Raw genomic sequence first — 22725 nt, 5'->3', positions numbered from 1 at the left:
TGTTGGCGTTACAATATTTGACAAGCTTGCTCGAAACTTAAGCGAGGCAAACGTTTGTGCACTTTCTTTCCATCGCCATAGCCAATGTTAAGTAAGAAATTTACCTTCCACGTGCTATCGGAAAAGAAAGTCTCGTTAAGTAATGTGGGGTTGAAACCAGACATGGCGCCAGCATCAAGACCTAGTGCACGAGCGGCGCTAATTAGGTAAGCGCCCTGCATAGAGCTATTGCGCATGGCAGTCTCATAGGCCGCTTCTGGGCTTGAAGTAAACCAGCTTTTCGCATCTGCATAAGGGAATAACGTAGGAAGTTCTTCGTAAAACTCTTCATCGTAGGCCACGATAACTGTGCAAGGTGCTGTCATGGTTTGCTCTACGTTACCGCTAGAAAGGCATGGTTTAAGTTTTTCTCTCCCTTCATCTGACGTAATAAAAACAAATCTCGCCGGGCTGCAATTTGCTGATGTCGAACCAACTTTAACTAAGTCATAAAGCTGCTTAAGCAGGGCTTCCTCTATCGTTTTATCGAGCCATGTAGTGTGCGTGTGTGCGCCGCTAAATAGCTGGGCTAGACCACTTTCGCTAATAGGGCCTTTTGTTTCATATTCAGTTTTTTCTGATACCGTCATTTCTATGTCTTTCCAGTTTTCAAATTGCTAGGCAGTGTCTTAGCCACCCAGGTATTTTCTTGAGCGCATTGTTCTGAGGCGCTTATCTAAGGTGCTTACTTGTGAACAATTAAGCTATGCGCTGTAAGTATCCCAACACCAATTTATTAAATGCCTCAGGCACCGTAATACTCGATGCATGACCGCCATATTCCATTACCGATAACTCTGCGTTAGGCATGGCATCAGCTAGTATTTTTGAGCGCTGCCACGGCACCAAGGTGTCGTCTTTATTGGCAAGCGCTAACGTTGGTGTAGTGATAGTGGCTAGCTTGTCATCGATATCGAACGCACTTAGCGCGCCGATACGAGCTAGCAAGTTATCTACATCGGGAAAATGATTGAGTAAATGCGCCTCTTCATCATCTAAATGCTGTGCATTAGCCGCTATCCAATCAGGGGGATACAGCAGCAGCGCCTGCAACTGTAGATACATGTCTTTCCTATCCGCAGCGAGTAAGGCTTTACGTATACCAAAGCAGCGCAAGGTGTGCGGGTTGGGGCTACTCCATGCGTTTACTAGCACTAGGCTTTGCAGTAAGTTTGGCTGAGTTAACCCTAGCTCTAGGCCCACCAGCCCACCAAGTGCATGACCAACAAAGTGACATTGCTGCACTTCCAGTTTTTTCAGTAGTGCAGCGAGTTCATTTGCCATGTCAGAAATACTGTAGTTCGCTGGCAAGTCACCCACACTTTTGTTGGTTCCAAGCTGGTCGTAAGTGATCACTCGGTAGTTTTGGGGAAAGTCAGAGAGTTGGGGCTGCCAAAACTTAGCAGCCCCGCCTAGCCCTGAACTGAAAACAACAGTTGGCGCGTCGGGCGATGTCAATCCGTGAAATTCGTAGTGCATGTCGTAATGCACTCCCTTGTGCGTATCAACTCCGCTTGTCTGCACGTTAGAAGGCATAAAGCTCACCTACATAAAACCAATGGGCACAATTAATGGGAAGTCCGAACATAACTGCTTACCCGATGTGTGCTGTAGAGGCGATTTCAATTAAGGCTTCAGGCTTTACTAGCCCAACCTTAATGCAATAACGGGCTGGTTTTTCACCCGGGAAGTATTCGGCGTATACCTTGTTTACCGCGGCGTAATCGTCCCAATCGGTAATAAAAATTGAGTTGAAGGTGACGTCATCCATAGTGCCGCCCGCTTCTTCAATAACACTTTTTATGGTTTCTAACACATGGCGAGTCTGCGCTTCTGCATCACCTACATGCACTACGTCATTGTTTTCGTCAAAAGGCAAAGTGCCTGACACATAGAGAATATTGTCCGCCATAGAGCCCGGTACAAAAGGAGCGATTGGCGTTGATGTACCTGCTGGAATAATGGCTTTCTTTGGCATAATTACATTCCTCATTCTTTGCGCTATTTACACAGTGCTTTTAGTACTGCTTTAGCTAGTTTTTTATAAAGGCAGCGCTATTTGTTGCCCTTCATTTTTACTCTTATCGGTTTTCGCTTTTTAAGCTTTCTTCCCACTTTTTAATAGCTGCTATGGGTTGAAGCTAAATGGGTTTTCGCTTTACGTGCCGCGAGCTCACGGCTGGGCCTTTGAAACTAAGAAGACTTAAACACCTCACAAAATTGCGCCGTGGTAGAGACCCAACCGAAAAACGTTTGTATATTAAAAAGAGACGCTTCATGAATATCTGGCGGACCTGCTTGATAAGCGGCATCAGCGAGGACCACACCAAAATATTCCAGATGGAAGCCATCGCGCAGCGTAGATTCCACGCACACGTTGGTGGCAATGCCGGTAAACACTAAGTTGCGAATACCCCGGGCGCGCAGCATGCTGTCTAAACTGGTGTTGTAAAAACCGCTATAACGGGTTTTGGGGATAACGATATCGCCGGTTTGAGGCTTTAGTGCGTCTACAAGTGCGTAGTCCCAGGTTCCTTTGGCAAGCAAACTTCCCTTTAACTCTGGCTGTTTGCGCATAGTTTTAAGGGCGTTAGACTTATACCAGTTAGGCGAACCCGGGCCGCCTGCTTCTTTATAGTCGGCATCCCAACCATTTTGTAAAAACACCACCGGCATGCCTGCAGCCCGTGCGGTTTCCAGTACCTTAATGGTATTTTCAATGACAGGCGCCGTAGTGGAAACGTCAAACCCCGCTTTGTCTAAATAACCGTTTTTACTGGCATAAGCGTTCTGCAAATCCACAACTATCACGGCGGTTTCAGATGGGTTTAGGGTTAAAGGCTCAGGTTTAGCCGGCAGTACGGGCTGCCCTGTTTGGCGTGCTTGAAAGCACCCCGATACTTCAAATACTTCACCGGCAGACATTAGGCTGCTCCCGATGTGCTAAGCAAGTGCTGACGGGATTTCATTAACGGCTGAATTCTAGTACCAAAATCATCCATGCCTTTAAGGAAGTCATCAAAGGTTAGCAATACGCCTTCACAACCTTGCACTGTGGCAATTTCATCTAGCATAGAAGCCACCGATTCGTAAGACCCTACCAGCGTGCCCATATTCAGATTTACCGCTGAGGTTGGGTTGGTCATATCGCGAATATTAGTGTCTTTACCCGATTTCTTATCAGCGGCCCCTTGCGTTGCCATCCAATCTAACGCTGACTGATCTTTACCGTCTTTATAGCTTTCCCATTTCGCCATGGCTGCTTCGTCGGTTTCATCGGCAATAACCATGATGAGTACAGCAGACCCCACGCTGCGACCGTGTTTTTCAGCCGCTTCGGTTAAGCGCGCTGCGGTGGGAGCAAATGCGGTAGGTGTATTCACACCTTTGCCAAAACAGAAGTTATAGTCGGCATGACGGGCCGAGAAATCCATGCCAGCTGCGCTTTGGCCCGCACAGATAAGTGGAATTTTTCGTTGTGGTTTGGGCAGCATGCGACAATCATCCATTTGGAAATGCTCGCCTTTAAAATCGCTTTTTCCGGTTTCCCATAACTCTTTTACTACCTGAATGTATTCATCTAGGTATTCGTAGCGGTTACCGAAGAATTCATCGCCCGGCCACATACCCATTTGCGAATATTCAGGGCGCTGCCATCCGGTAACAAGGTTGACCCCAAAACGGCCGTTCGAAATAGAATCGATGGTACTGGCCATACGCGCCATGATCGCAGGTGGCAAGACGAGTGTGGCAGCTGTGGCATATAGCTGAATTTTTGAGGTCACGGCGGCAAGGCCTGCCATTAACGTAAACGACTCTAAGTTGTAGTCCCAAAATTCGGTTTCACCGCCAAAACCGCGCAACTTGATCATAGAGAGCGCGAAGTCCATATCGTACTTTTCTGCCTTCATTACAATCTCTTTATTGAGATCGAATGATGGTTTGAACTGAGGCGAATTTTTCGAAATTAGCCAGCCGTTGTTACCAATCGGAATAAATACACCTATATCCATGTTGTTCCCTCTGCTTGTATGCGTTTTAAGCGGTTAACCCCGCTTTTTTTAAGGTTGCCGAATTCAAAACATTGAAGTGGCGGTATACATGGTGAACAGCATAAAGCAGGCCAAATTATTAAATTCATAAAATTCAGCAACTTAATCAATTTCAAAGTTTAAATTGGACCCATTGGTTCAAATTGGAACACCAAGTCCAGTGCAATTGAACTTAATTGGTGCATATTTGTGCGAATGGGTTTATAGCAACGAAAAGTCCACGTAAACTAGGTATCAAATCGCGGAGAACTCGGTTAAGAAGAGATGAGAAGTGAGTAAAACTGAAGGTCACGAAAATACAAAAACAGCAAGAGCGTTTAGCCCTACAACTCAAAAGCGGCGTGAACAAGCGCTTCAAGAAAAGCGCACCCGAATTATGGATGCAGCGCTATCATTATTTTCAAAAAACGGCGTTAGCGGTACGACGGTAGAGCAAGTATCCGAGTTAGCGAATGTCTCAAAAAGTAACTTGCTTTATTACTTTAAAAGTAAAGATGGATTGTACTTATCGGTTATCACCCACCTGTTGGATGTATGGTTAACGCCCCTTCAAAGCTTTTCAGCAGAACAAGACCCTATAGAAACCCTAAGCAACTACATTAAAGTAAAACTTGAAATGTCGAGAGATAACCCAGCCGAATCTAAGCTTTTTTGTATGGAAGTAGTACAAGGTGCGCCACTTTTAATAAAAGAATTAGAAACGCCGCTTAAAACATTGCTGGATGCAAAAAGCGCCGTCATTAACGAATGGATAAAAGCAGGTAAGTTAAAACCTGTCGACCCAATACATTTGATATTCAGCATTTGGGCTATTACGCAGCACTACGCCGATTTTAGCGTGCAGATAAAAGCCGTAACAGGTAAAGATTTAAGCGATCCCGTTTTCTTTGAAAGCACGCTAAGCAACATTCAGCACATTATTTTAGGCGGGCTAAAGCCTTAAAGAGGAATGGGGTCAGAGTTGTGACTCTGACCCCATTGTTCGTGATAAACTAGCAGTTCGAATTAAGACAGAGCAGCGCTATACTATGAACCAACAACCCAATAACCCGCTTCACGGCTTAACGCTAGAGAAAGTCGTGATACAGCTTCATGAGCGCTACGGCTGGGACGGATTGTATTACCGCATAAAGGTGAACTGCTTTAACAACGACCCATCGATTAAGTCGTCACTTAAGTTTCTTAGAAAAACACAGTGGGCGCGAGATAAAGTAGAGCAGCTATATATTCAAACATTTAGTGAGTAGTCGCTGATAAAGCCGCGTTTTACAATGCAACATATTTTATTGGGGGTCAGAGTCCTGACTCTGACCCCACTGTTATTTTTTACTAGGCGTCTTTGTAGAGCGTCGTTATCCACTTCTCTTCATTGATGAAATTCCAACTCCAATCAGCCCATTTTTCATCTAAGCCCATCGCTTTCACTTCATCAAGGGTTTTTCCGTCTTGTTTAAGTGCTTTCACGTAGTCAAAAGTTTCGCTGATCATAGCTAAAAACGCGGTGTATTCTTGCTTATTGCTAATATCACCGTGACCTGGAATGATAACCGTCTCTTCATTTATTTTAGTCAATAGCTGCTTTACTGAGTCCATATAGCCAACGACATTGCCACCTGCGCCTTGGTCAATGTAGGGAAAACGACCGTTAAAGAATAAGTCGCCCGTGTGCATGACGTTGGGTTGCTCGAACCACACTACGCTATCACCGTCGGTGTGGCCGACGGCTAAATGCATTACGTGAAGTGTTTCACCATTAAAGTAAATTTTAATCCCGTCTTCATAAGTGATGGTTGGCAGGGCTTCGGGTTTTACTTTTTCATCGTTAGCTAGACGAACACGCACATTTTCATGGGCAAGAATAGTCGCACCTTTGTGACTATGAAAAAACGCATTAGAGCCAGTATGGTCGCCGTGATAATGGGTGTTTATTACATATTTAGGTTTATCGCTGCCTAACTCCCCAAGCTGCGCCGCTATTTTTTCAGCAAGTGGCGCAAATTGATCGTCAATGATCAAAACGCCGTCTTCCCCAGCTGATACGCCGATATTTCCGCCAGCTCCCGTAAGCATGTGCACAGAGCCCTTTATTGCCGTCGCTTTAACTTCGACATCGGCAAACCTATCTTGTGCAATTGCAGGGTTAATCGTTGAATAGACCAAAGGGCTAGCAGCAATAAGTGCGGCCATGACATGCGCGCTAAAGCGAGGTGCAGTTTCCATTATTATTTCCTTGTAGAAAGCCTGTTTAAATAAGACCTCTTACACTATGACCGAATTTCACAATTAGATCATTTTTTCGTCATCAGGAATATCACCCACATAAGCAAAACGAGGGAGTGTCTCTCCGTCTTTATCCACTGACTCAACAAACATATCCAAAGGGCGAACCCATAACGCCTTTTCGCCATAACACGGCCGATATACCACTAATTTACTTTCGTCTTCTGAATGGGTGGCTACTTCGTAAACATCGTATAAATTACCTTTGTAGTGCTTATAGCGACCTGGGGTTTTAAGTTGATTTGAGTTCATAATGTTCTTCATTAAAAGAGTAATAAAATAGCAGTTGTTGGCTGCTTTGTTTGAGTGCCGCAGATAAAATGCCTTGGCTACCAAATCACTAGCCTGTGCTTTCGCAACGCAAGATATCATTAGCGGTATGCCCCACAACTTCGCCGCACTAAGTATAACAAGCGACTATATTGCAGCTGCAGCGCACGAGCATTAAAAAATGCATGATACCTTTAGCTAAATCTGTTCAAAAGGCAAAACTAATTGCTGAGTTGATTGAACGGCCGCAAGCCCTATGTGCACGCCCACAAGACGGATACCTCGCCCTGTTGCCCGTTCAAAGGCTTCCTGCATCAATGTGCGAAAGTAAGCTTCATTTAGGGTTGCGCAGCGATGTTCAACCGTGGTTAGCTGGAAATCATTAAACTTGAGCTTTACACCCTGGGTTCGAATACGCACAGGCTTGCCCGTTCGCTTCTTATGATTTTCCATTCGTTCTTGAAGCTTCTCAAACAGGTGCGGCAAAAAATCGAGGCACTGATTGAACGTGTGTATATCTTCGTTTAACGTGCGTTCTACGCCGATAGACTTGCGTTCACGAGATACGGATAGCTCACGCTCATCGATCCCGTGGGCACGCTCCCACAATACACTGCCGAATTTTCCAAGCTCTTTTTGAATGCGCTCAAAAGGATACTCACGAACATCGTTGCACGTATTTAAGCCCATGCGCTGCAGCTTTTGCATAGTCACTTTGCCAACGCCCGGGATTTTTTTTAGCGGCATGTCGCGCACAAACTCATCGAGCTTGTCTGGCGTTATCACGCAAATGCCGTCCGGCTTGTTTTCATCACTTGCTACTTTTGCCACAAACTTACAGGGCGCCACTCCTGCTGAAGCGGTAAGACCTAGTTCGTTTTGTATACGAGCACGTATCTCTTCAGCTATTAATGTAGCACTGCCACCACAAAACTCACTGTTGGTAACATCTAGGTAGGCTTCGTCTAATGATAGAGGCTCAATTAAGTCGGTATAGTCAGCAAAAATCTTACGTATTTTTTGCGACTCGGCAGCGTAAACATCCATGCGCCCTTTTACTAAAGTGAGGTTTGGGCATAGTTTCAGGGCATACGCTGTAGCCATGGCTGAACGTACACCAAATTTGCGGGCGGGATAGTTACAGGTAGAGATAACGCCACGACGGTCGGCACTGCCGCCAATGGCAATAGGAATATCGCGCAAGGCTGGGTTGTCGCGCATTTCAACTGCGGCGTAAAAACAATCCATGTCGACGTGGATAATTTTTCGCATTACCTGCCTTTGCTATATCGCTACAAACGTAAAACTGTACAAAAAGACAGTATATTACTAATTGCGTTGAATTACACTATCTCCTTGTAGACTTTAGATAGAGTTAAAGATACATGCATATGATTAACGGCTTTATGAAAATGCATTCTGTGTCGGTTTACCTGGCTAGATAAAGCCAAGTTTTACGTTTGTTTCTTTACTACAGAAATACATGGCCTTGTTGGTACAAGTATCGCACTGGTGAATATCCTACTGTTCAGCTCGATACTTCTGAAAACATAGTTGATGAAAAGGATAATTATCCATATTAAAACGCAATTAACGGGATAATTATACCTAACCAAAACAAAGACCTTAAAAATCAAACTTGAATAATTTTATATATAAGGGATAATTATCCGTATTAATATGCAATTTATGGGAAAATAATCCCTAGCGAGTTGAGTATGGCAAGTGTAGCTGGTCACAAAAAACTGTTTCCCAAACAAAAGAAGATCCTCACCACTTTTGGTGAAGACTTATTTCTGGCTATGAAACGCCGAGAATTCACCAAATCATTGGTAGCAGAACGTACAGGCTTAGACCCTAAGACCATCACTAAAGTATTCAATGGCGACCCTGGTGTTGCTATTGGTGCTTACTTAAAAGTGATGGCGGTGTTCGGCATGGAAAGTAACTTTGCTGACATGGCCGGGCACGATGAGTTGGGAAGTAAACTTCAAGACATGAAGTTATTGGAGAAAAAGCGATGAGTCGAGTAACGGCTGAAGTTTATGCTTCTTGGTTTCCAATAAAAGAACCTGTTTTTGCTGGCCACCTTTTATTTCAGGAAACATCACGAGGTGGCGTTTTTAGCTTTGAATACGATAGTGATTTTTTAACGTCTCCGTTTCGCATGCAGCTCGACCCGTCACTAGCATTAACTTCAGGGGAGCATTATAACGATAGAAGTGATAGGAACTTCCGCGTGTTTCTAGATTCTTGCCCAGACCGTTGGGGCGAGTTATTGATGAAACGGCGTGCAGCTCTCGATTTTAAAAATGGCCACAGAGAAACCGCAAGAATGACAGCCATGGATTATTTACTTGGCGTTCATGACTCCTACCGGATGGGAGGTTTACGATTCAAAACATCCCCAGAGGGCAATTTCGTAGATGATAATGCTGAGTATGCCGCACCGCCAATGGCGTCACTGAAACAACTAGAGTATGCCTCAATGATGATCGAAAACGATGAAAACATTGATAGTGACGAGTATTACCGTTGGTTAAGCATGCTCATTGCGCCGGGCTCTTCAATAGGTGGTGCTCGCCCTAAAGCATGTGCCCAAGATGACAACAATGATTTGTGGATAGCCAAGTTTCCCAATAGTAACGACACTACAGATGTCGGCGCTTGGGAAATGGTCTGCCATAAGCTAGCCCTTGATGCTGGCATTGACATGTATCCATGTGATATTCAAAAGTTTAACTCGACTCATCATACGTTTATCACTAAACGATTTGACCGAGATAAAGGTCAGCGAATACATTTTTCATCAGCCATGACTCAGCTTCAATACTACGACGGCAGAGGCGAAACAGAAGATGCGAGTTACCTAGAGTTAGCAGAATTCCTAACCGTGAATGGCTCGCAAACTCAAAAAGACTTAGCGCAGTTGTGGCGCCGTATTGTGTTTAATATTGCAGTATCTAATACCGATGACCATTTACGCAATCACGGCTTCTTACTGACAAAAAAAGGTTGGGCACTGTCACCTGCTTATGATTTAAACCCGTCTATCGATAAGACCGGCTTACACCTAAACATAGATGACATGTCAAATGACCTGGATTATGGCTTAGCATTTAGTGTCGCTGATTACTTTAATTTAAAAGAATCTGAAGCTAATAAAATCTATGACGAAGTGATGCACTCAGTGAAAAACTGGGAAGCGGTAGCATCTAGTATCGGAATTAGTAGGCAAGAACAGCTTGGAATGCAGGAAGCATTTAGGGTTTAGAATAATTACAAGATTAAGCTCAGAGTGAACAGATACAAAAAAGCGCTGTCGATTTACTCTAACAGCGCTTTTAAATATTAAGCCAACGAGAGACTAAGCATTACAAAATTTGATTTTGTTTCCACTCGTTTAACTTTTTCTGGCGGGCTTCTTCTTTTTCCATGCGCGACTTTTTGCGATCGCACGGTTCTGGGCAGTCACAGGCTTTCTCAATACCTAGTGCGCCTAAGCCACCACAACTTCCAGAAATCGTTTTTTTCTGAACTAGGTAACCGATGGCCATAGCCAGAACCATAGTAAGAAAGAAACCAAAAGCAAGAATGAATGTAGACATTGCTACCCCCTAATTATGAACTGTGACCAGTTTATCAAATTCTGGCGACGCATACTCTTCAAATCCGTCATCTGTGCGACGAATGAGAAATACGGCAAGCTGTTCTTGCTCTGCAACCGCTATCGCCTGTTCCCATCCCATCACATTAAACGCAGTCGCCAAACCATCTGACGTCATAGATGATGGGTGAACAACTGTGACCGACACCAAGTTATGGGAAATTGGTTTTCCCGTTGTGGGGTCGATTAGGTGCGAATAACGAACACCGTCTTCTTCATAATAGTTGCGATAATCACCGGATGTTGCCACTGCGTTAGTACCAATAGACACCACTTTTTGTACAGCGCGCTCAGTAGTAACCGGTTTTTCAATAGCAATAAGCCATTCACTGCCGTCGCCACGCTCGCCTTTCACGCGCATTTCACCGCCTATTTCCACAAGGTAGTTTTCAATACCGTGCTTTTCAAGGATCTCTGCCACTTCATCAACGCCAAACCCTTTAGCAATGGTAGATAAGTCGACGTACAACATTGGGTGGCTTTTCTTTAAGCCCGTCGGCGTGGTTAATAGCTTCTTATATCCTACATACTCTCGAATCTCGTCGATGTCTGCCTGGCTCGGTACTTTTTCAGGGCGCTTTGTTGGGCCAAAGCCCCATAGGTTAACCAGTGGACCAACGGTTACATCGAGTACGCCGCCACTGAGGTTTGCCAAGCGCAGTGCCTCATTTACCACGGTAAGTGTATCTGGCGACACAGCAAAGTTATCGGTGTAGCGGTATTGATTAAACCTTGATAACTCTGATGTAGGGTCATAGGTCGACATCATCTTATTAACGTCAACAAGACGGGCGTCTATTTCAGCCTGTAAGCCTTCTACCGGCGTTTCAGCTACAAGGTATTTCACATTGTAGGTAGTACCCATAGTTTGGCCCTGAAGGTGTACCACAGGCGTTTTGTCATCGCTACAGCTTGCTAGTAAAAGAATACCTATAGCAAAAAAAGCGAGAAAAATTCGAATTGCAAATCGAATCACATTGTTGTCCTTACTAACATGTACACAGCCTTGAGGCGAGATGTACGTTGCGCGTTAAGCTTATACAAAAAAGGGGCTTTCGCCCCTTTTTTAGATTGCTTGTTAGCTTGGTAGCTTAGCCACCGAAGTCATCTAGCATGATGTTTTCGTCCTCAACACCTAAATCTTTAAGCATGTTGATTACGGCCGCGTTCATCATCGGTGGTCCACACATGTAGAACTCACAGTCTTCTGGTGCAGGGTGATCCTTCAAGTAGTTCTCTAGAAGTACTTGGTGAATGAACCCTGTATAGCCTTCCCAGTTGTCCTCTGGTTGAGGATCAGAAAGTGCTACGTGCCACTCAAAGTTATCGTTCTCTGCTGCTAACTCGTCGAAGTCTTCTGTGTAGAACATTTCACGAAGTGAACGTGCACCGTACCAGAAGCTCATCTTACGCTTAGACTTAAGACGACGAAGTTGATCGAAGATGTGTGAACGCATTGGGGCCATACCAGCACCACCACCTACGAATACCATTTCGTTTTCAGTTTCTTTCGCGAAGAATTCACCGAATGGACCAGAGATAGTCGCTTTGTCACCTTCTTTCAGGCTCCAAATGTACGATGACATTTTACCAGCAGGTAGGCTTAAGTTATTAGGTGGCGGCGTAGCGATACGCACGTTCAACATAATAATGCCTTCTTCTTCTGGGTAGTTCGCCATTGAGTAAGCACGAATAGTCTCTTCGTCTACTTTAGACTCGATGTCGAAGAAGCCAAAACGCTCCCAGTCACCGCGGTATTCTTCAGGAATCTCGAACTCTTTATACTTAACGTGGTGAGCTGGCGCTTCAATCTGAATATAACCACCTGCACGGAAAGGCACGCTTTCACCGTTAGGAATTTTAAGCTTAAGTTCTTTGATGAAGGTTGCCTTGTTATCGTTAGAGATAACTTCACAATCCCACTTCTTAACACCAAATACAGACTCTTCCAGTTCGATTTCCATGTCTTGCTTAATCGCAACCTGACATGAAAGACGGCAACCTTCGCGTGCTTCACCTTTAGTGATGTGGTCTAGTTCAGTTGGAAGAATTTCACCGCCACCTGAGTGTACATCTACACGACACTGGCCACATGAGCCACCGCCACCACACGCAGACGATACGAAGTAACCCGCGTCAGCTAGTGCACCAAGTAGCTTACCACCCGGTGCAGTTTTGATTGCCTTGTCTGGGTCACCGTTGATAGTGATGGTTACATCACCACTTGGTACCAATTTAGACTTGGCAAACATGATAATAAATACCAACGCTAGAACGATGGCAATGAACATGCCTACGCCTAGATATATTTCTACATTATTCATTTATATGCTCCCGAGCTCTATTACAGCTGAATACCAGTGAATGACTGGAAGCCAAGTGCCATTAGGCCAGCGATCATGAATACAGAACCAAGACCACGAACACCATCAGGCATATCAGCATACTTAAGCTTTTCACGTACTGCCGCTAGCAATACAATTGCTATTGCCCAGCCCATACCACTTCCTACGCCGTAAACAACACTTTCGGTCAAGTTGTATTCACGTTGTACCGCAAATGCCACACCACCGAAAATTGCACAGTTAACGGTAATTAGCGGAAGGAAGATACCTAGTGCATTGTAAAGCGCTGGGAAGAACTTATCTAAGCTCATCTCTAGGATCTGTACCAATGCCGCGATAACACCGATAAACGTAAGGAAGTTAAGGAAGCTTAGGTCAGCTTCTGGGAAACCTGCCCATGCTAGCGCGCCTGGAGCAAGAATGTTTACATAAATAATTTGGTTAACCGGAACCGAGATACCAAGTACCACGATTACCGCTACACCAAGACCCATAGCAGTTTTAACTTTTTTAGATACCGCAAGGAAGGTACACATACCTAAGAAAAGTGATAACGCCATGTTCTCAACAAAGATTGAGCGAACAAATAACGACAAATAATGTTCCATGACTTACTCCTTAGGCTCTACTTGCTCTGGACGGATAGTACGGATTACCCAAATCATACCGCCGATTAAGAAGAATGAGCTGAATGGTAGGATTAACAAACCATTACCCTGATACCAGCCACCGTTTTGAACCAATGGAAGGATTTCGAAACCTAAAATAGTACCGAAACCAAATAGCTCTTTAATTGTACCAATTACAACTAGGATGAAAGAGTAACCCAAGCCGTTACCGATACCATCAAGGAAGCTCATCAGAGGTGGGCTCTTCATGGCGTAGGCTTCAGCACGACCCATCACGATACAGTTAGTAATGATCAGACCAACGAATACCGACAGCTGCTTCGATATCTCATACGAATACGCTTTCAGAATTTGGTCAACAACGATTACCAACGACGCAATGATGGTCATCTGGATAATAATTCGAACGCTAGATGGAATCTGGTTGCGAATTAGTGAAATAAACAAGTTTGAGAACGCTACAACGCTGGTAAGCGCAAGCGACATTACCAATGCTGTTTCCAGCTTAGTGGTAATTGCCAGTGCTGAACAGATACCCAATACCTGTAGGGCGATCGGGTTGTTGTCCAGGATTGGCCCAAAGAGGGCCTTTTTCATTTCTTTAGTATCTGCCATGAGACTTCCCTTATGAACGCCATGCTTGGTTCTTCAGGAACTGGCCGAAGCCTTGCTCGCCTACCCAGTAACGAATTGTGTTTTCAACACCGTTGCTGGTTAGGGTTGCACCTGAAAGCGCATCGATAGTGTGAGGATTGCTAGGGTTAGCATTTTTCACTACGCGAATAGCAACTTCGCCATTCTCGTAAAGCTCTTTGCCGTCCCATTTGTCCTGCCAAGCAGGGTTTTGCACTTCACCACCTAGTCCTGGCGTTTCTTTTTGCTGATAGTAAATAAGCTCGCGAACCGTTTGGCCGTCTGCGTCTACCGCTAAGAAACCGTACATAAGATCCCAAAGGCCGCTGCCGTGTACAGGAAGGATGATACGAGAAACATCACCTGCGTCGTCGCGAACTAAGTAAACACTTGCCACGTTAGGGCGGCGCTGGAAACCAACATTGCTGTTAGTTACCTTTGTGCTGTACTCAGTTTCTTTGGCTGCTTTATACATATCGTAATCTGGCTTAGGCGCTTCTACGAAAGTACCTTCGTCAAGGTTTACATAACGCTGCTCTACTCGCTCGCTGTACGTGCTTTCAATTGCGTTGTTGCTCATGCCCATTTCGTAAAGGCCTGCAGCATTAAGAATGTTACTCTTTTTATCAAGAGCAGCGTTTGTTTGTTGTAGAGAGCGAAGGCCAACAGCCGCGCCAGAAACAACAATTGAACAAACTAAACATACGGCAACAACAATACCTACCGTTTTGCCTAAAGATTCTTTCTTAGCCGACACGTGCTACCCTCCGCTTGATATTGCTTTGTGCGACGAAATAGTCGAACAGTGGCGCCCACAAGTTAGCAAATAGAATCGCTAGCATTACACCTTCAGGGAAGGCTGGGTTTAGGACGCGGATTAGTACCGTCATGAAACCAATGAAGATACCGTAAGCCCACTTACCTTGGTTTGTGAACGACGCAGAAACTGGGTCTGTCGCCATAAAGAACATACCAAAAGCAAGACCACCAACAACAAAGTGCCAATGTGCAGGCATTGCAAACATAGGGTTGGTATCGCTGCCGATTAGATTTAGCAAGGTTGCGAAGAACGCCACACCAATTGCTACACCAGCAACAATGCGCCAGCTTGCTATACGCATGTACATGATGAACAAGCCACCAAGAATAATAGCAAGGGTAGACACCTCACCCGCAGAACCTGAGATAGTACCGATGAAGCTGTTCATCCACTGATCCATGTTCGCATAGTCAAGGTTGCCAGACGCCGCTTGGCTTAGAGACGTTGCACCAGAATAACCATCTGCCGCTACCCATACTTGGTCACCTGAAATTTGTGCAGGATATGCAAAGTATAGGAATGCACGACCAGACAGTGCTGGGTTAAGGAAGTTACGACCTGTACCACCGAATACTTCTTTAGCAATAACAACACCGAAGGTAATACCTAGTGCAACTTGCCATAGAGGAATAGTGGCTGGAAGTGTTAGTGCGAACAATACCGATGTAACGAAGAAACCTTCGTTAACTTCGTGCTTGCGCACAGACGCGAACAATACTTCCCAGAAACCACCTACCGCGAACGTTACCGCGTAGATTGGCAACCAGAAACATGCGCCATAGAAAAATAGACCTAGTGTACCCGCATTTGCCAAGTCACCTCCAAGTGCAGCGAATAGGCCTGCTTGCCACGTATCAGGTAGTGTACCTGCACCAGCAGCAATTGCTTCTTGCGCTTGGAAGCCGATGTTGTACATACCAAAGAACATAGCTGGGAATGTTGCCATCCATACCATGATCATGATGCGCTTAAGGTCAATGCTGTCTCGCACGTGCGTGTTAGCTTTGTTTACTTTACCTGGGGTGTAGAAAATGGTCGCCGCAGCTTCGTAAAGCGCATACCACTTTTCGTGCTTACCACCTGGTTCGAAGTTTGGTTCGATCTTTTCTAAATACGCTTTTAAACCCATGACTTAACCCTCTTTCTCTATCGTGGCCAAACAGTCGCGTAAGATAGGAGCATAGTTATATTTGCCAGGGCATACATAAGTACACAATGCCAAATCTTCTTCGTCCAACTCTAAGCAACCCAATGTCTGAGCACCGTCAGTATCACCAGAAATCAGGTCCCTAAGCAGAAGCGTAGGAATGATATCTAGGGGCATAACGCGTTCGTAATTACCAATTGGAACCATAGAACGTTCTGAACCATTGGTAGTTGTTGTCATATCAAATTTCTTGCTACCACTTAGGTGACCTAAGTAAGCGCGTGTCACTGAGTGTTGGTTTGAACCAGGTAGGATCCAACCGAACAATTTCTTCTCGTGACCTTCTTTTAATAGTGAAACTTGGGTGTGGAAACGACCTAAGAAGCCGTGAACGCCCATCGCCGTTGTACCGCTAAGTACAGAACCAGAGATAACACGTACTTCACCGTCAACTTGCTCGTTTGCAGTTAGCTCGGTTAAGTCTGCGCCGATTACCGTGCGCACTAGGCGTGGGTTTGTTGCTGCAGGACCTGCTAGTGAAATAACACGACGGTTATCTAGCTCCCCTGAAGTCAGCAATGCACCAATCGCCATTACGTCTTGGTAATTGATGTGCCAAACCGTTTTGTTCATGCCGGCAGAATCAAGGAAGTGGATGTGAGTACCCGGTAGGCCCGCAGGGTGAGGACCGCCAAATTCTTCAACATCAACTGCCGCATCGCCAGTAGCAACTGACGCACCTGCCGCTTTACAAACGTAAGTCTTGCCGCCGCTCAATTGCGTTAACGCTTTAAGACCATTTACGAAATCGTCTTGGCGCTCAGCAATAATCACAGCAGGATCTGCTGCCAGTGGATTAGTATCCATTGCTGTAACGAAAATTGAACTTGGAACAGAGTCTAGCTTTGGAGATTTGCTAAATGGACGTGTACGGAACGCCGTCCACATGCCTGACTCTACAAGGATTGACTGAAGCTGCTCGCGTGAAGCGCTCGCGATCTGGTCAGCTGCAATTTTGTCAAATGTCACAGCATCACTGCCGCTTACTTTAACAACTACAGACTGAAGAACACGTTTTGCACCACGGTTAACCTCTACCACTTCACCCGCTGCTGGGGCAGTGAATTTAACGCCAGGGTTCTTTTTGTCTTCAAAAAGTACCTGACCTTTTTTCACTACATCGCCAACTTGGACGTGCATGGTAGGGCGCATACCCACATATTCTTCTCCCAGAATGGCAACGCGCGTAGCAGCAGATGCATCAGCAATCTCCTGCTTTGGCGCTCCCTCAATTGGGAGGTCGAGACCTTTCTTGATTTTTATCATATGTAATCGCACTACTCTAATAGAAATACCCTTTTGCATGACCGCAGGAAACCGGCCTGTCAGCATGCAAAAACGCACTATTAACAGGTGTTAGACACCTTTTCGTTGTTGAATGATGGAACCTGCTGCAATTGTTACGGTCAGCCTGTTATGAAGCCGTAACGCATAATTCCTTTTGCGGACGCTTAATTCGCCCTATTTTTATAGACCACCAGCAGAAATTTACACTTATTATTGTTGTTGCGTAGCTGCAATCGCTACTGCTGTTTTGGTAGAGGCAGAAAAGGCCCCTACTTAATTTCGGGATTTTAGCATTAACCCATACGTTTGTGCCACGCTATTTAAGTATAAAGGCAAATTTTTCTACAATTTAATGTAAACCTTTGGTCTCACTCATTTACATTTTGCGCAGCTTTCCTATGTAGAAGACTGTAATTAGGCGTAAAAAAGCCGTCAAATCAGACGGCTTTTCATTTTTAAACGTTACGTTAATTAATAGTAAGTTAAAGAATTACCACTTAACTAATGGGTCAACTTCGCTGTCGTAATCAACGCTTGAAATGTCAAAACCAAACAGCTTTAGGAACTCATGGTGGTAACCTTTGTAGTCACTTAAGTCATGAAAGTTCTCTTGTGTCACTTGATCCCATAGCGCTTTAATTTTCGCTTGGGTAGCGTCGTTCGTTTCTTTACCATCCATACGATAGCGATTTGCTTCATCTAACGTTGGTGTATTGCCGAACAAGCACTGTGTAAACAAGCCATAAATCTGTTCAATGCAGCCTTCGTGAGTACCTTCTTCTTTCATCACTTTGTATATAAGTGAAATATAAAGTGGCATTACTGGAATGGCCGAGCTTGCCTGCGTAACCAATGCTTTTAACGAGCTCACATTTGCTTGCACAAGTAAGTCGCTGTTTTTGCCAATAATAGCGGCAGCGGCGCGATCAAGGTCTTCTTTCGCTTTTCCAATCGTTGCCTGACCATAGATAGGCCATGTTAACTCTTTACCAATGTAGGTATACGCCGTTGTTTTACAGCCTTCAGCAAGCACATCTGCATCGCGCAAAAAGTCCATCCAACGTTCCCAGTCTTCGCCACCCATTACTTTGATAGTGTTCAGAATTTCTTCGTCGTTAGCTGGCTCTAGTGCCACTTCGTGCACTTTGTCTTTATCAGTATCGTAGGTTTTTGTTGTGTATGCGTCACCTACTGGCTTAAGGGTAGACTTATACGTTACGCCTGTTTCAGGGTCGGTTCTACGGGGCGATGCAAGGCTATAGATAACCAAGTCAACCTTGCCCATTTCCGCTTTGATCTTTTCAATGGCTTCGTTTTTAATTTCATCAGAGAATGCATCGCCATTGATGGTGTCTGCATACAGGCCTTTCGCTTTCGCGTTTTCATGAAATGCAGCTGTGTTATACCAACCGGCTGTACCTGTTTTTCGTTCCGTTGGTGCTTTCTCAAAACACACACCAAGTGTTTTTGCGCCATAGCCAAAGGCAGATGTGATACGTGACGCCAAGCCATAGCCTGTAGAGCTTCCAATCACTAATACGTTTTTAGGACCTTCGCCCAAGTCACCTTTTGCTTCCACATAAGCAATCTGTTCTTCAACCGCTTTAGCACAGCCTACCGGATGCGCGTTTGTACAAATGAAGCCTCTCACTTTAGGCTTGATAACCATAATAATTTTCCTTATTTGAGCGTGGGCCTATTGTAATGCCGAAGCCACTGATAACAACTCGGAGCAGATAAGGAACCAGCATATCGCATACGTGTAGTTACACCAACAAAACTTGAGCACTCACCCGTTCATATTTGAAGATTTGTTATATTTTACAGGTTATTAAACAACGGCATCACTTCATCTTGTTAGCCGAGAACTAATAAATATTTGTGGGAAAACAAAAGAAGAGACTGAGGGAAGAAAAGTGAAGGCTGAATTTTACAGGAGCGCTAGTGAGCACTCCTGTAATGGTGTTTTTAACCTAGAACGTCTAGTAGTTCTACATCAAATACCAATGTGCTGTATGGGGCAATCGCTGCACCAGCACCTTGTTCACCATAAGCTAGGTCATGTGGTACGTATAGACGGTACTTAGCACCTGCTTTCATAAGTTGAAGGGCTTCGGTCCAACCTTTAATCACGCCACCAACAGGGAATTCAGCCGGCTGACCACGCTCGTAAGAGCTATCAAATGTTGTACCGTCAATAAGCGTACCGTGATAGTGAACACGAACAGTGCTAGATGCATCTGGTGTTTCACCGTCACCTTCCGCAATCACTTCATACTGAAGGCCAGACTCAGTTACCGTTACTTCGTCACGCTTCGCGTTTTCTTCAAGGTACTTTGTGCCTTCTTCAATAACTGCTTTGCTCGCTTCTTCTTTAGCCGCTTGCATACGCTTATGAATTTCGCCAAACGCATCGCGCAGCGTATCGTTGTCAACTTGAGGGGCTTGACCCGCAAAAGCGTCTTTTAGGCCAGCAACAACTGCATCGATTGCCAAACCGTCAAAAGGATTTGATTGCAATTGTTGACCCATTTGAAAACCAATGCCGTAACTTGCTTGGGTTTCTACTGAATTGAATGTATCAGTCACAAGAACTCCTGAAATTAAATTACAAATGCAGTACAAATTTCAAACAAACCGCATAATGCGAAAATGTTTCTGCATTTTCCGGTGCAAGAGTGTATCACACCATAAAATATCTTGCTTTGAGCAATGTTAATTAGGGTGCAAAAGTATCAAAATGTTGTAAATTATAACCGAAAGTGGTTAGACAAGTCGCAAAGGACACAGTATGGTTAGCCCATATATTTAGGAGGATAGCATGCAAACACACTATGATGCTGAACTGAAAGATACCGTTCGATACCTAGGAAAAACCTTAGGTGAAACAATCAAAAATCAATTGGGTCAAGAGTGGCTTGACCGCATTGAAAAGATTCGTAAAGGCGGCCGAGCCTCTTATCAGGGAGACGCTGCATGCAGTGAAGAACTGAAAGAAACTTTCAAAACAATGTCTGACAGCGATTTGTTGACTGTTGGCCGTGCTTTCGCACAATTCTTGAATTTGGGCAATATTGCCGAGCAAGAGTACAACGCGGCAATGAATGTCGATGCATCGATTGATGCGCTGTTCAAACACCTAGATAAAGCTGAATTAACAGCTGACAAAGTACAAGATGCTGTAGCAAAGCTGAATATTGACCTTGTATTAACTGCGCACCCGACTGAAGTCACGCGCCGAACGCTTATTCACAAACACAAAGAACTCGCCGACTGCCTTCAAGCAGTGCATCAGGCGTCACTTAGTGATGTTGAGCGTAAGAAAATCGAAACCCGCATTGCTGATCTTATTGCGCAAGCTTGGCACACTGAAGAAATTCGCTCAGTTCGCCCTACCCCCGTTGATGAAGCGCGTTGGGGCTTTTCCGTTATTGAAAACTCGTTATGGGAAGCCGTACCTGATTTCATGCGCGAGCTTGATGGCCGATTAAACGAAGACTATGACGTATCGCTACCGCTAGACGCATCACCAGTACAATTTAGTTCTTGGATGGGTGGTGATAGAGACGGCAACCCATTTGTTACTTCAAAGGTAACCGAGCAAGTATTGCTACTGGCAAGAAAGCGCGCAGCTAAGCTTTTCGCTATCGACCTTGATCGTTTGCAAGTTGAACTTTCAATGTACGATTGCAACGAAGAACTACGCGAAAAAGTGGGCGACGCCATCGAGCCATACCGCGCCCTACTTCGCCCTTTAGTGAACAAGTTCATTGCTACCCGCGATGGTATTGCCGACTATCTTGCGGGTAAAAACCCGGACACGTCAAACTGGATAGAAAGCGACGACGAGCTTATCGAACCGCTCATGCTTTGCTATCAGTCTCTACTAGACTGCGGTATGCAGGTTGTAGCAAATGGTCTACTTCTAGATACTATTCGCCGTGCACGTGTTTTCGGCATTCACCTTCTACGCCTAGACGTACGTCAGGACTCTGAGCGTCACGCCGACGTATTTAGCGAGTTAACTCGTTATCTTGGCCTTGGCGACTACGCACAGTGGAGCGAAGCCGACAAGCAAGCGTTCTTGTTGCGAGAACTGGGCTCAAAACGCCCACTCTTCCCTGCGCAATGGGATGCGTCTGATGACGTAAAAGAAGTACTCGATACTTGTAAAGTTATTGCGAAACACAGCAAGCACGGCTTTGGGATCTACATTATCTCTATGGCAAGTGAGCCATCAGATGTATTAGCGGTTCAGTTACTACTTCAGGAAAGCGGTGTAGATTGGCCAATGCCAGTAGCGCCATTGTTCGAAACGTTGGACGATTTGAACAACTCACCTGATGTCATGCGCAAACTTCTATCAATCGACTGGTATCGCGGTTACGTGAAAGGTCGTCAGTTTGTGATGATTGGTTATTCTGATTCAGCAAAAGACGCTGGTGCACTAGCAGCAGGCTGGGCACAGTACCAGTCGCAAGAAGCGCTTGTAGCCATTGCTGATGAATTTGACGTAAGCCTGACCCTATTCCATGGTCGTGGTGGTACGATTGGTCGTGGTGGCTTGCCTGCACATGCAGCTATCTACTCTCAGCCTCCTGGCTCATTAGACGGCGGCTTCCGCGTAACAGAACAAGGCGAAACTATTCGCTATAAGTTCGGCATGCCAAAGCTAGCTAAACGCAGCCTAGGTATTTACGCCAGCGCTATTATTGAAGCCATGTTGTTCCCGCCTCCGGCGCCTAAAGAAGAATGGCGAGAGCTTATTACCGCAATGGCAGCCCAAGGTCGCGATAACTACCGCGCTACGGTAAGACACGATGAAGAGTTCGTGCCTTACTTCCGCGTGGCAACACCTGAGCAAGAGTTAGGTAAACTTCCGCTAGGTAGTCGCCCTGCGAAGCGTAAGCCACAAGGCGGTATTGAAAGCCTTCGTGCTATTCCATGGATTTTCGCTTGGGCTCAAACCCGTTTAGTACTGCCAAGCTGGTTAGGCGTGATGCGCGCTATTGATAGCGTGAAGACTCCTGAGAACGAGAAAGTGGTTAACGAGATGTTCAGCGAATGGCCATTCTATCGTTCGCGTCTTTCAATGCTAGACATGGTGTTCCACAAAGCTGACCCACGCATTAGTGAAGCTTATGATGAGCGCCTTGTACCTAAAGAGCTCAAGCACTTTGGTGAAGCGCTGCGTAGCGAGCTTAAAGAAAGCATCTCGTCACTGTTGGCTATCACAGGCGATGACGACATTATGAAGAACGACCCGCAGGGTAAAGAGTCTATGGAAATTCGCGCTGCGTATTTACAACCTCTACATTACCTGCAAATTGAGCTTCTAGATCGTATTCGTAAAGCCGGTGATGATGCACAGAACACCAGCTTAGAACGCGCAATGATGGTTACCATCGCGGGTATTGCCATTGGTATGCGTAATACAGGTTAGTCACTGTGTTAGCGAAGTGGTTGAATTGACGCACATAGCTTTATTTTGTTAGT

The 22725-nt window shown here is 45.2% G+C and carries 23 protein-coding genes; 5 read left to right on the top strand and 18 right to left on the bottom strand.

Annotated elements, in window-relative coordinates; genetic code table 11:
• Positions 1–8: 8 nt before the first annotated feature.
• The 5 genes from GVO62_RS18275 to rutA all read right to left on the bottom strand — a co-directional run bounded on the left by GVO62_RS18275 (position 9) and on the right by rutA (position 4052).
• Complete coding sequence (locus tag GVO62_RS18275) at positions 9–629, bottom strand: malonic semialdehyde reductase (RefSeq protein ID WP_159120467.1); 621 nt, start codon at positions 627–629, stop codon at positions 9–11.
• A gap of 109 nt (positions 630–738) precedes the next feature.
• Complete coding sequence (gene rutD / locus GVO62_RS18270; RefSeq protein ID WP_236547232.1) at positions 739–1575, bottom strand: pyrimidine utilization protein D; 837 nt, start codon at positions 1573–1575, stop codon at positions 739–741.
• 58 nt (positions 1576–1633) lie between these two features.
• Positions 1634–2017: a pyrimidine utilization protein C gene (gene rutC / locus GVO62_RS18265; RefSeq protein WP_159120466.1), complete on the bottom strand. Its 384-nt coding sequence runs from the start codon at positions 2015–2017 to the stop codon at positions 1634–1636.
• Positions 2018–2232: 215 nt separating this feature from the next.
• Positions 2233–2964, bottom strand: coding sequence for a pyrimidine utilization protein B (rutB, locus tag GVO62_RS18260; RefSeq protein WP_159120465.1), 732 nt, complete (start codon positions 2962–2964; stop codon positions 2233–2235).
• On the bottom strand, positions 2964–4052 hold the full coding sequence (gene rutA / locus GVO62_RS18255) for a pyrimidine utilization protein A (RefSeq protein ID WP_159120464.1): 1089 nt from the start codon (positions 4050–4052) through the stop codon (positions 2964–2966). The genes rutB and rutA overlap by 1 nt, the downstream gene beginning before the upstream one ends.
• Before the next feature lie 310 nt (positions 4053–4362).
• On the opposite strand from rutA, the gene rutR reads away from it, so the two are divergent.
• Together rutR and GVO62_RS18245 are read left to right on the top strand one after the other, a co-directional pair.
• Positions 4363–5034, top strand: coding sequence for an HTH-type transcriptional regulator RutR (gene rutR / locus GVO62_RS18250; protein ID WP_159120463.1), 672 nt, complete (start codon positions 4363–4365; stop codon positions 5032–5034).
• A gap of 85 nt (positions 5035–5119) precedes the next feature.
• Positions 5120–5338: a VF530 family DNA-binding protein gene (locus tag GVO62_RS18245; protein ID WP_159120462.1), complete on the top strand. Its 219-nt coding sequence runs from the start codon at positions 5120–5122 to the stop codon at positions 5336–5338.
• 82 nt (positions 5339–5420) lie between these two features.
• Here GVO62_RS18245 and GVO62_RS18240 read toward each other — a convergent pair whose 3' ends face one another.
• The 3 genes from GVO62_RS18240 to dinB all read right to left on the bottom strand — a co-directional run bounded on the left by GVO62_RS18240 (position 5421) and on the right by dinB (position 7913).
• Positions 5421–6311 carry an MBL fold metallo-hydrolase gene (locus tag GVO62_RS18240; protein ID WP_159120461.1) on the bottom strand — a complete coding sequence of 297 codons (891 nt, stop codon included), beginning with the start codon at positions 6309–6311 and terminating at the stop codon, positions 5421–5423.
• A 63-nt stretch (positions 6312–6374) separates the two neighbouring features.
• The gene (locus GVO62_RS18235; RefSeq protein ID WP_159120460.1) at positions 6375–6623 is read right to left on the bottom strand and encodes a DUF1653 domain-containing protein; all 249 of its coding nucleotides are present in this window, start codon (positions 6621–6623) and stop codon (positions 6375–6377) included.
• 216 nt (positions 6624–6839) lie between these two features.
• Positions 6840–7913, bottom strand: coding sequence for a DNA polymerase IV (gene dinB / locus GVO62_RS18230; RefSeq protein ID WP_159120459.1), 1074 nt, complete (start codon positions 7911–7913; stop codon positions 6840–6842).
• Between the two features lie 446 nt (positions 7914–8359).
• Here dinB and GVO62_RS18225 point away from each other — a divergent pair, with 446 nt between their 5' ends.
• Positions 8360–8665, top strand: a complete 306-nt coding sequence (locus GVO62_RS18225) for a hypothetical protein (RefSeq protein ID WP_020744337.1) — start codon at positions 8360–8362, stop codon at positions 8663–8665.
• Positions 8662–9915: a type II toxin-antitoxin system HipA family toxin gene (locus GVO62_RS18220; RefSeq protein ID WP_159120458.1), complete on the top strand. Its 1254-nt coding sequence runs from the start codon at positions 8662–8664 to the stop codon at positions 9913–9915. The genes GVO62_RS18225 and GVO62_RS18220 overlap by 4 nt, the downstream gene beginning before the upstream one ends.
• 100 nt (positions 9916–10015) lie before the next feature.
• On the opposite strand, the gene nqrM is transcribed toward GVO62_RS18220, so the two are convergent.
• The 10 genes from nqrM to GVO62_RS18170 all read right to left on the bottom strand — a co-directional run bounded on the left by nqrM (position 10016) and on the right by GVO62_RS18170 (position 19818).
• Positions 10016–10249 (bottom strand): (Na+)-NQR maturation NqrM, encoded by a 234-nt coding sequence (gene nqrM / locus GVO62_RS18215; protein ID WP_105930386.1) that lies wholly within the window; start codon positions 10247–10249, stop codon positions 10016–10018.
• Positions 10250–10258: 9 nt separating this feature from the next.
• Positions 10259–11284, bottom strand: coding sequence for an FAD:protein FMN transferase (locus GVO62_RS18210; RefSeq protein ID WP_105930387.1), 1026 nt, complete (start codon positions 11282–11284; stop codon positions 10259–10261).
• A gap of 115 nt (positions 11285–11399) precedes the next feature.
• Entirely contained in the window at positions 11400–12632 is a 1233-nt protein-coding gene (nqrF, locus tag GVO62_RS18205) for an NADH:ubiquinone reductase (Na(+)-transporting) subunit F (protein ID WP_159120457.1), read from the bottom strand.
• A 20-nt stretch (positions 12633–12652) separates the two neighbouring features.
• Positions 12653–13261, bottom strand: coding sequence for an NADH:ubiquinone reductase (Na(+)-transporting) subunit E (gene nqrE, locus GVO62_RS18200; protein ID WP_159120456.1), 609 nt, complete (start codon positions 13259–13261; stop codon positions 12653–12655).
• 3 nt (positions 13262–13264) lie between these two features.
• Complete coding sequence (locus GVO62_RS18195) at positions 13265–13897, bottom strand: NADH:ubiquinone reductase (Na(+)-transporting) subunit D (RefSeq protein WP_118492037.1); 633 nt, start codon at positions 13895–13897, stop codon at positions 13265–13267.
• Positions 13898–13907: 10 nt separating this feature from the next.
• Positions 13908–14672, bottom strand: coding sequence for a Na(+)-translocating NADH-quinone reductase subunit C (locus GVO62_RS18190; RefSeq protein ID WP_105930389.1), 765 nt, complete (start codon positions 14670–14672; stop codon positions 13908–13910).
• Positions 14662–15864 carry an NADH:ubiquinone reductase (Na(+)-transporting) subunit B gene (locus GVO62_RS18185; protein WP_014950797.1) on the bottom strand — a complete coding sequence of 401 codons (1203 nt, stop codon included), beginning with the start codon at positions 15862–15864 and terminating at the stop codon, positions 14662–14664. The genes GVO62_RS18190 and GVO62_RS18185 overlap by 11 nt, the downstream gene beginning before the upstream one ends.
• A 3-nt stretch (positions 15865–15867) precedes the next feature.
• Positions 15868–17208, bottom strand: a complete 1341-nt coding sequence (locus GVO62_RS18180) for a Na(+)-translocating NADH-quinone reductase subunit A (RefSeq protein WP_159120455.1) — start codon at positions 17206–17208, stop codon at positions 15868–15870.
• A gap of 511 nt (positions 17209–17719) precedes the next feature.
• The gene (gene fabV / locus GVO62_RS18175) at positions 17720–18898 is read right to left on the bottom strand and encodes an enoyl-ACP reductase FabV (RefSeq protein ID WP_159120454.1); all 1179 of its coding nucleotides are present in this window, start codon (positions 18896–18898) and stop codon (positions 17720–17722) included.
• A gap of 299 nt (positions 18899–19197) precedes the next feature.
• Positions 19198–19818: an FKBP-type peptidyl-prolyl cis-trans isomerase gene (locus GVO62_RS18170; RefSeq protein ID WP_159120453.1), complete on the bottom strand. Its 621-nt coding sequence runs from the start codon at positions 19816–19818 to the stop codon at positions 19198–19200.
• 232 nt (positions 19819–20050) lie between these two features.
• Here GVO62_RS18170 and ppc point away from each other — a divergent pair, with 232 nt between their 5' ends.
• Positions 20051–22672, top strand: coding sequence for a phosphoenolpyruvate carboxylase (ppc, locus tag GVO62_RS18165; protein ID WP_159120452.1), 2622 nt, complete (start codon positions 20051–20053; stop codon positions 22670–22672).
• Positions 22673–22725: the final 53 nt, after the last annotated feature.

The sequence above is a fragment of the Alteromonas sp. KUL150 genome, assembly GCF_009811475.1.
Classification (GTDB): domain Bacteria; phylum Pseudomonadota; class Gammaproteobacteria; order Enterobacterales; family Alteromonadaceae; genus Alteromonas; species Alteromonas gracilis.
The sequence above is the reverse complement of the archived record's forward strand: the minus strand, read 5'-3'. Positions and strand labels throughout refer to the sequence as shown.

Excerpts from the sequence above, each read along its gene's own strand:
- rutC (WP_159120466.1), bottom strand. The coding sequence starts at position 2,017 with ATGCCAAAGAAAGCCATTATTCCAGCAGGTACATCAACGCCAATCGCT.
- GVO62_RS18235 (WP_159120460.1), bottom strand. The coding sequence starts at position 6,623 with ATGAACTCAAATCAACTTAAAACCCCAGGTCGCTATAAGCACTACAAA.
- GVO62_RS18180 (WP_159120455.1), bottom strand. The coding sequence starts at position 17,208 with ATGATAAAAATCAAGAAAGGTCTCGACCTCCCAATTGAGGGAGCGCCA.
- GVO62_RS18225 (WP_020744337.1), top strand. The coding sequence starts at position 8,360 with ATGGCAAGTGTAGCTGGTCACAAAAAACTGTTTCCCAAACAAAAGAAG.
- nqrE (WP_159120456.1), bottom strand. The coding sequence starts at position 13,261 with ATGGAACATTATTTGTCGTTATTTGTTCGCTCAATCTTTGTTGAGAAC.
- GVO62_RS18195 (WP_118492037.1), bottom strand. The coding sequence starts at position 13,897 with ATGGCAGATACTAAAGAAATGAAAAAGGCCCTCTTTGGGCCAATCCTG.
- GVO62_RS18220 (WP_159120458.1), top strand. The coding sequence starts at position 8,662 with ATGAGTCGAGTAACGGCTGAAGTTTATGCTTCTTGGTTTCCAATAAAA.
- dinB (WP_159120459.1), bottom strand. The coding sequence starts at position 7,913 with ATGCGAAAAATTATCCACGTCGACATGGATTGTTTTTACGCCGCAGTT.
- nqrF (WP_159120457.1), bottom strand. The coding sequence starts at position 12,632 with ATGAATAATGTAGAAATATATCTAGGCGTAGGCATGTTCATTGCCATC.
- GVO62_RS18275 (WP_159120467.1), bottom strand. The coding sequence starts at position 629 with ATGACGGTATCAGAAAAAACTGAATATGAAACAAAAGGCCCTATTAGC.
- fabV (WP_159120454.1), bottom strand. The coding sequence starts at position 18,898 with ATGGTTATCAAGCCTAAAGTGAGAGGCTTCATTTGTACAAACGCGCAT.
- GVO62_RS18185 (WP_014950797.1), bottom strand. The coding sequence starts at position 15,864 with ATGGGTTTAAAAGCGTATTTAGAAAAGATCGAACCAAACTTCGAACCA.
- GVO62_RS18245 (WP_159120462.1), top strand. The coding sequence starts at position 5,120 with ATGAACCAACAACCCAATAACCCGCTTCACGGCTTAACGCTAGAGAAA.
- GVO62_RS18240 (WP_159120461.1), bottom strand. The coding sequence starts at position 6,311 with ATGGAAACTGCACCTCGCTTTAGCGCGCATGTCATGGCCGCACTTATT.
- ppc (WP_159120452.1), top strand. The coding sequence starts at position 20,051 with ATGCAAACACACTATGATGCTGAACTGAAAGATACCGTTCGATACCTA.
- rutB (WP_159120465.1), bottom strand. The coding sequence starts at position 2,964 with ATGTCTGCCGGTGAAGTATTTGAAGTATCGGGGTGCTTTCAAGCACGC.
- nqrM (WP_105930386.1), bottom strand. The coding sequence starts at position 10,249 with ATGTCTACATTCATTCTTGCTTTTGGTTTCTTTCTTACTATGGTTCTG.
- rutD (WP_236547232.1), bottom strand. The coding sequence starts at position 1,575 with ATGCCTTCTAACGTGCAGACAAGCGGAGTTGATACGCACAAGGGAGTG.
- rutA (WP_159120464.1), bottom strand. The coding sequence starts at position 4,052 with ATGGATATAGGTGTATTTATTCCGATTGGTAACAACGGCTGGCTAATT.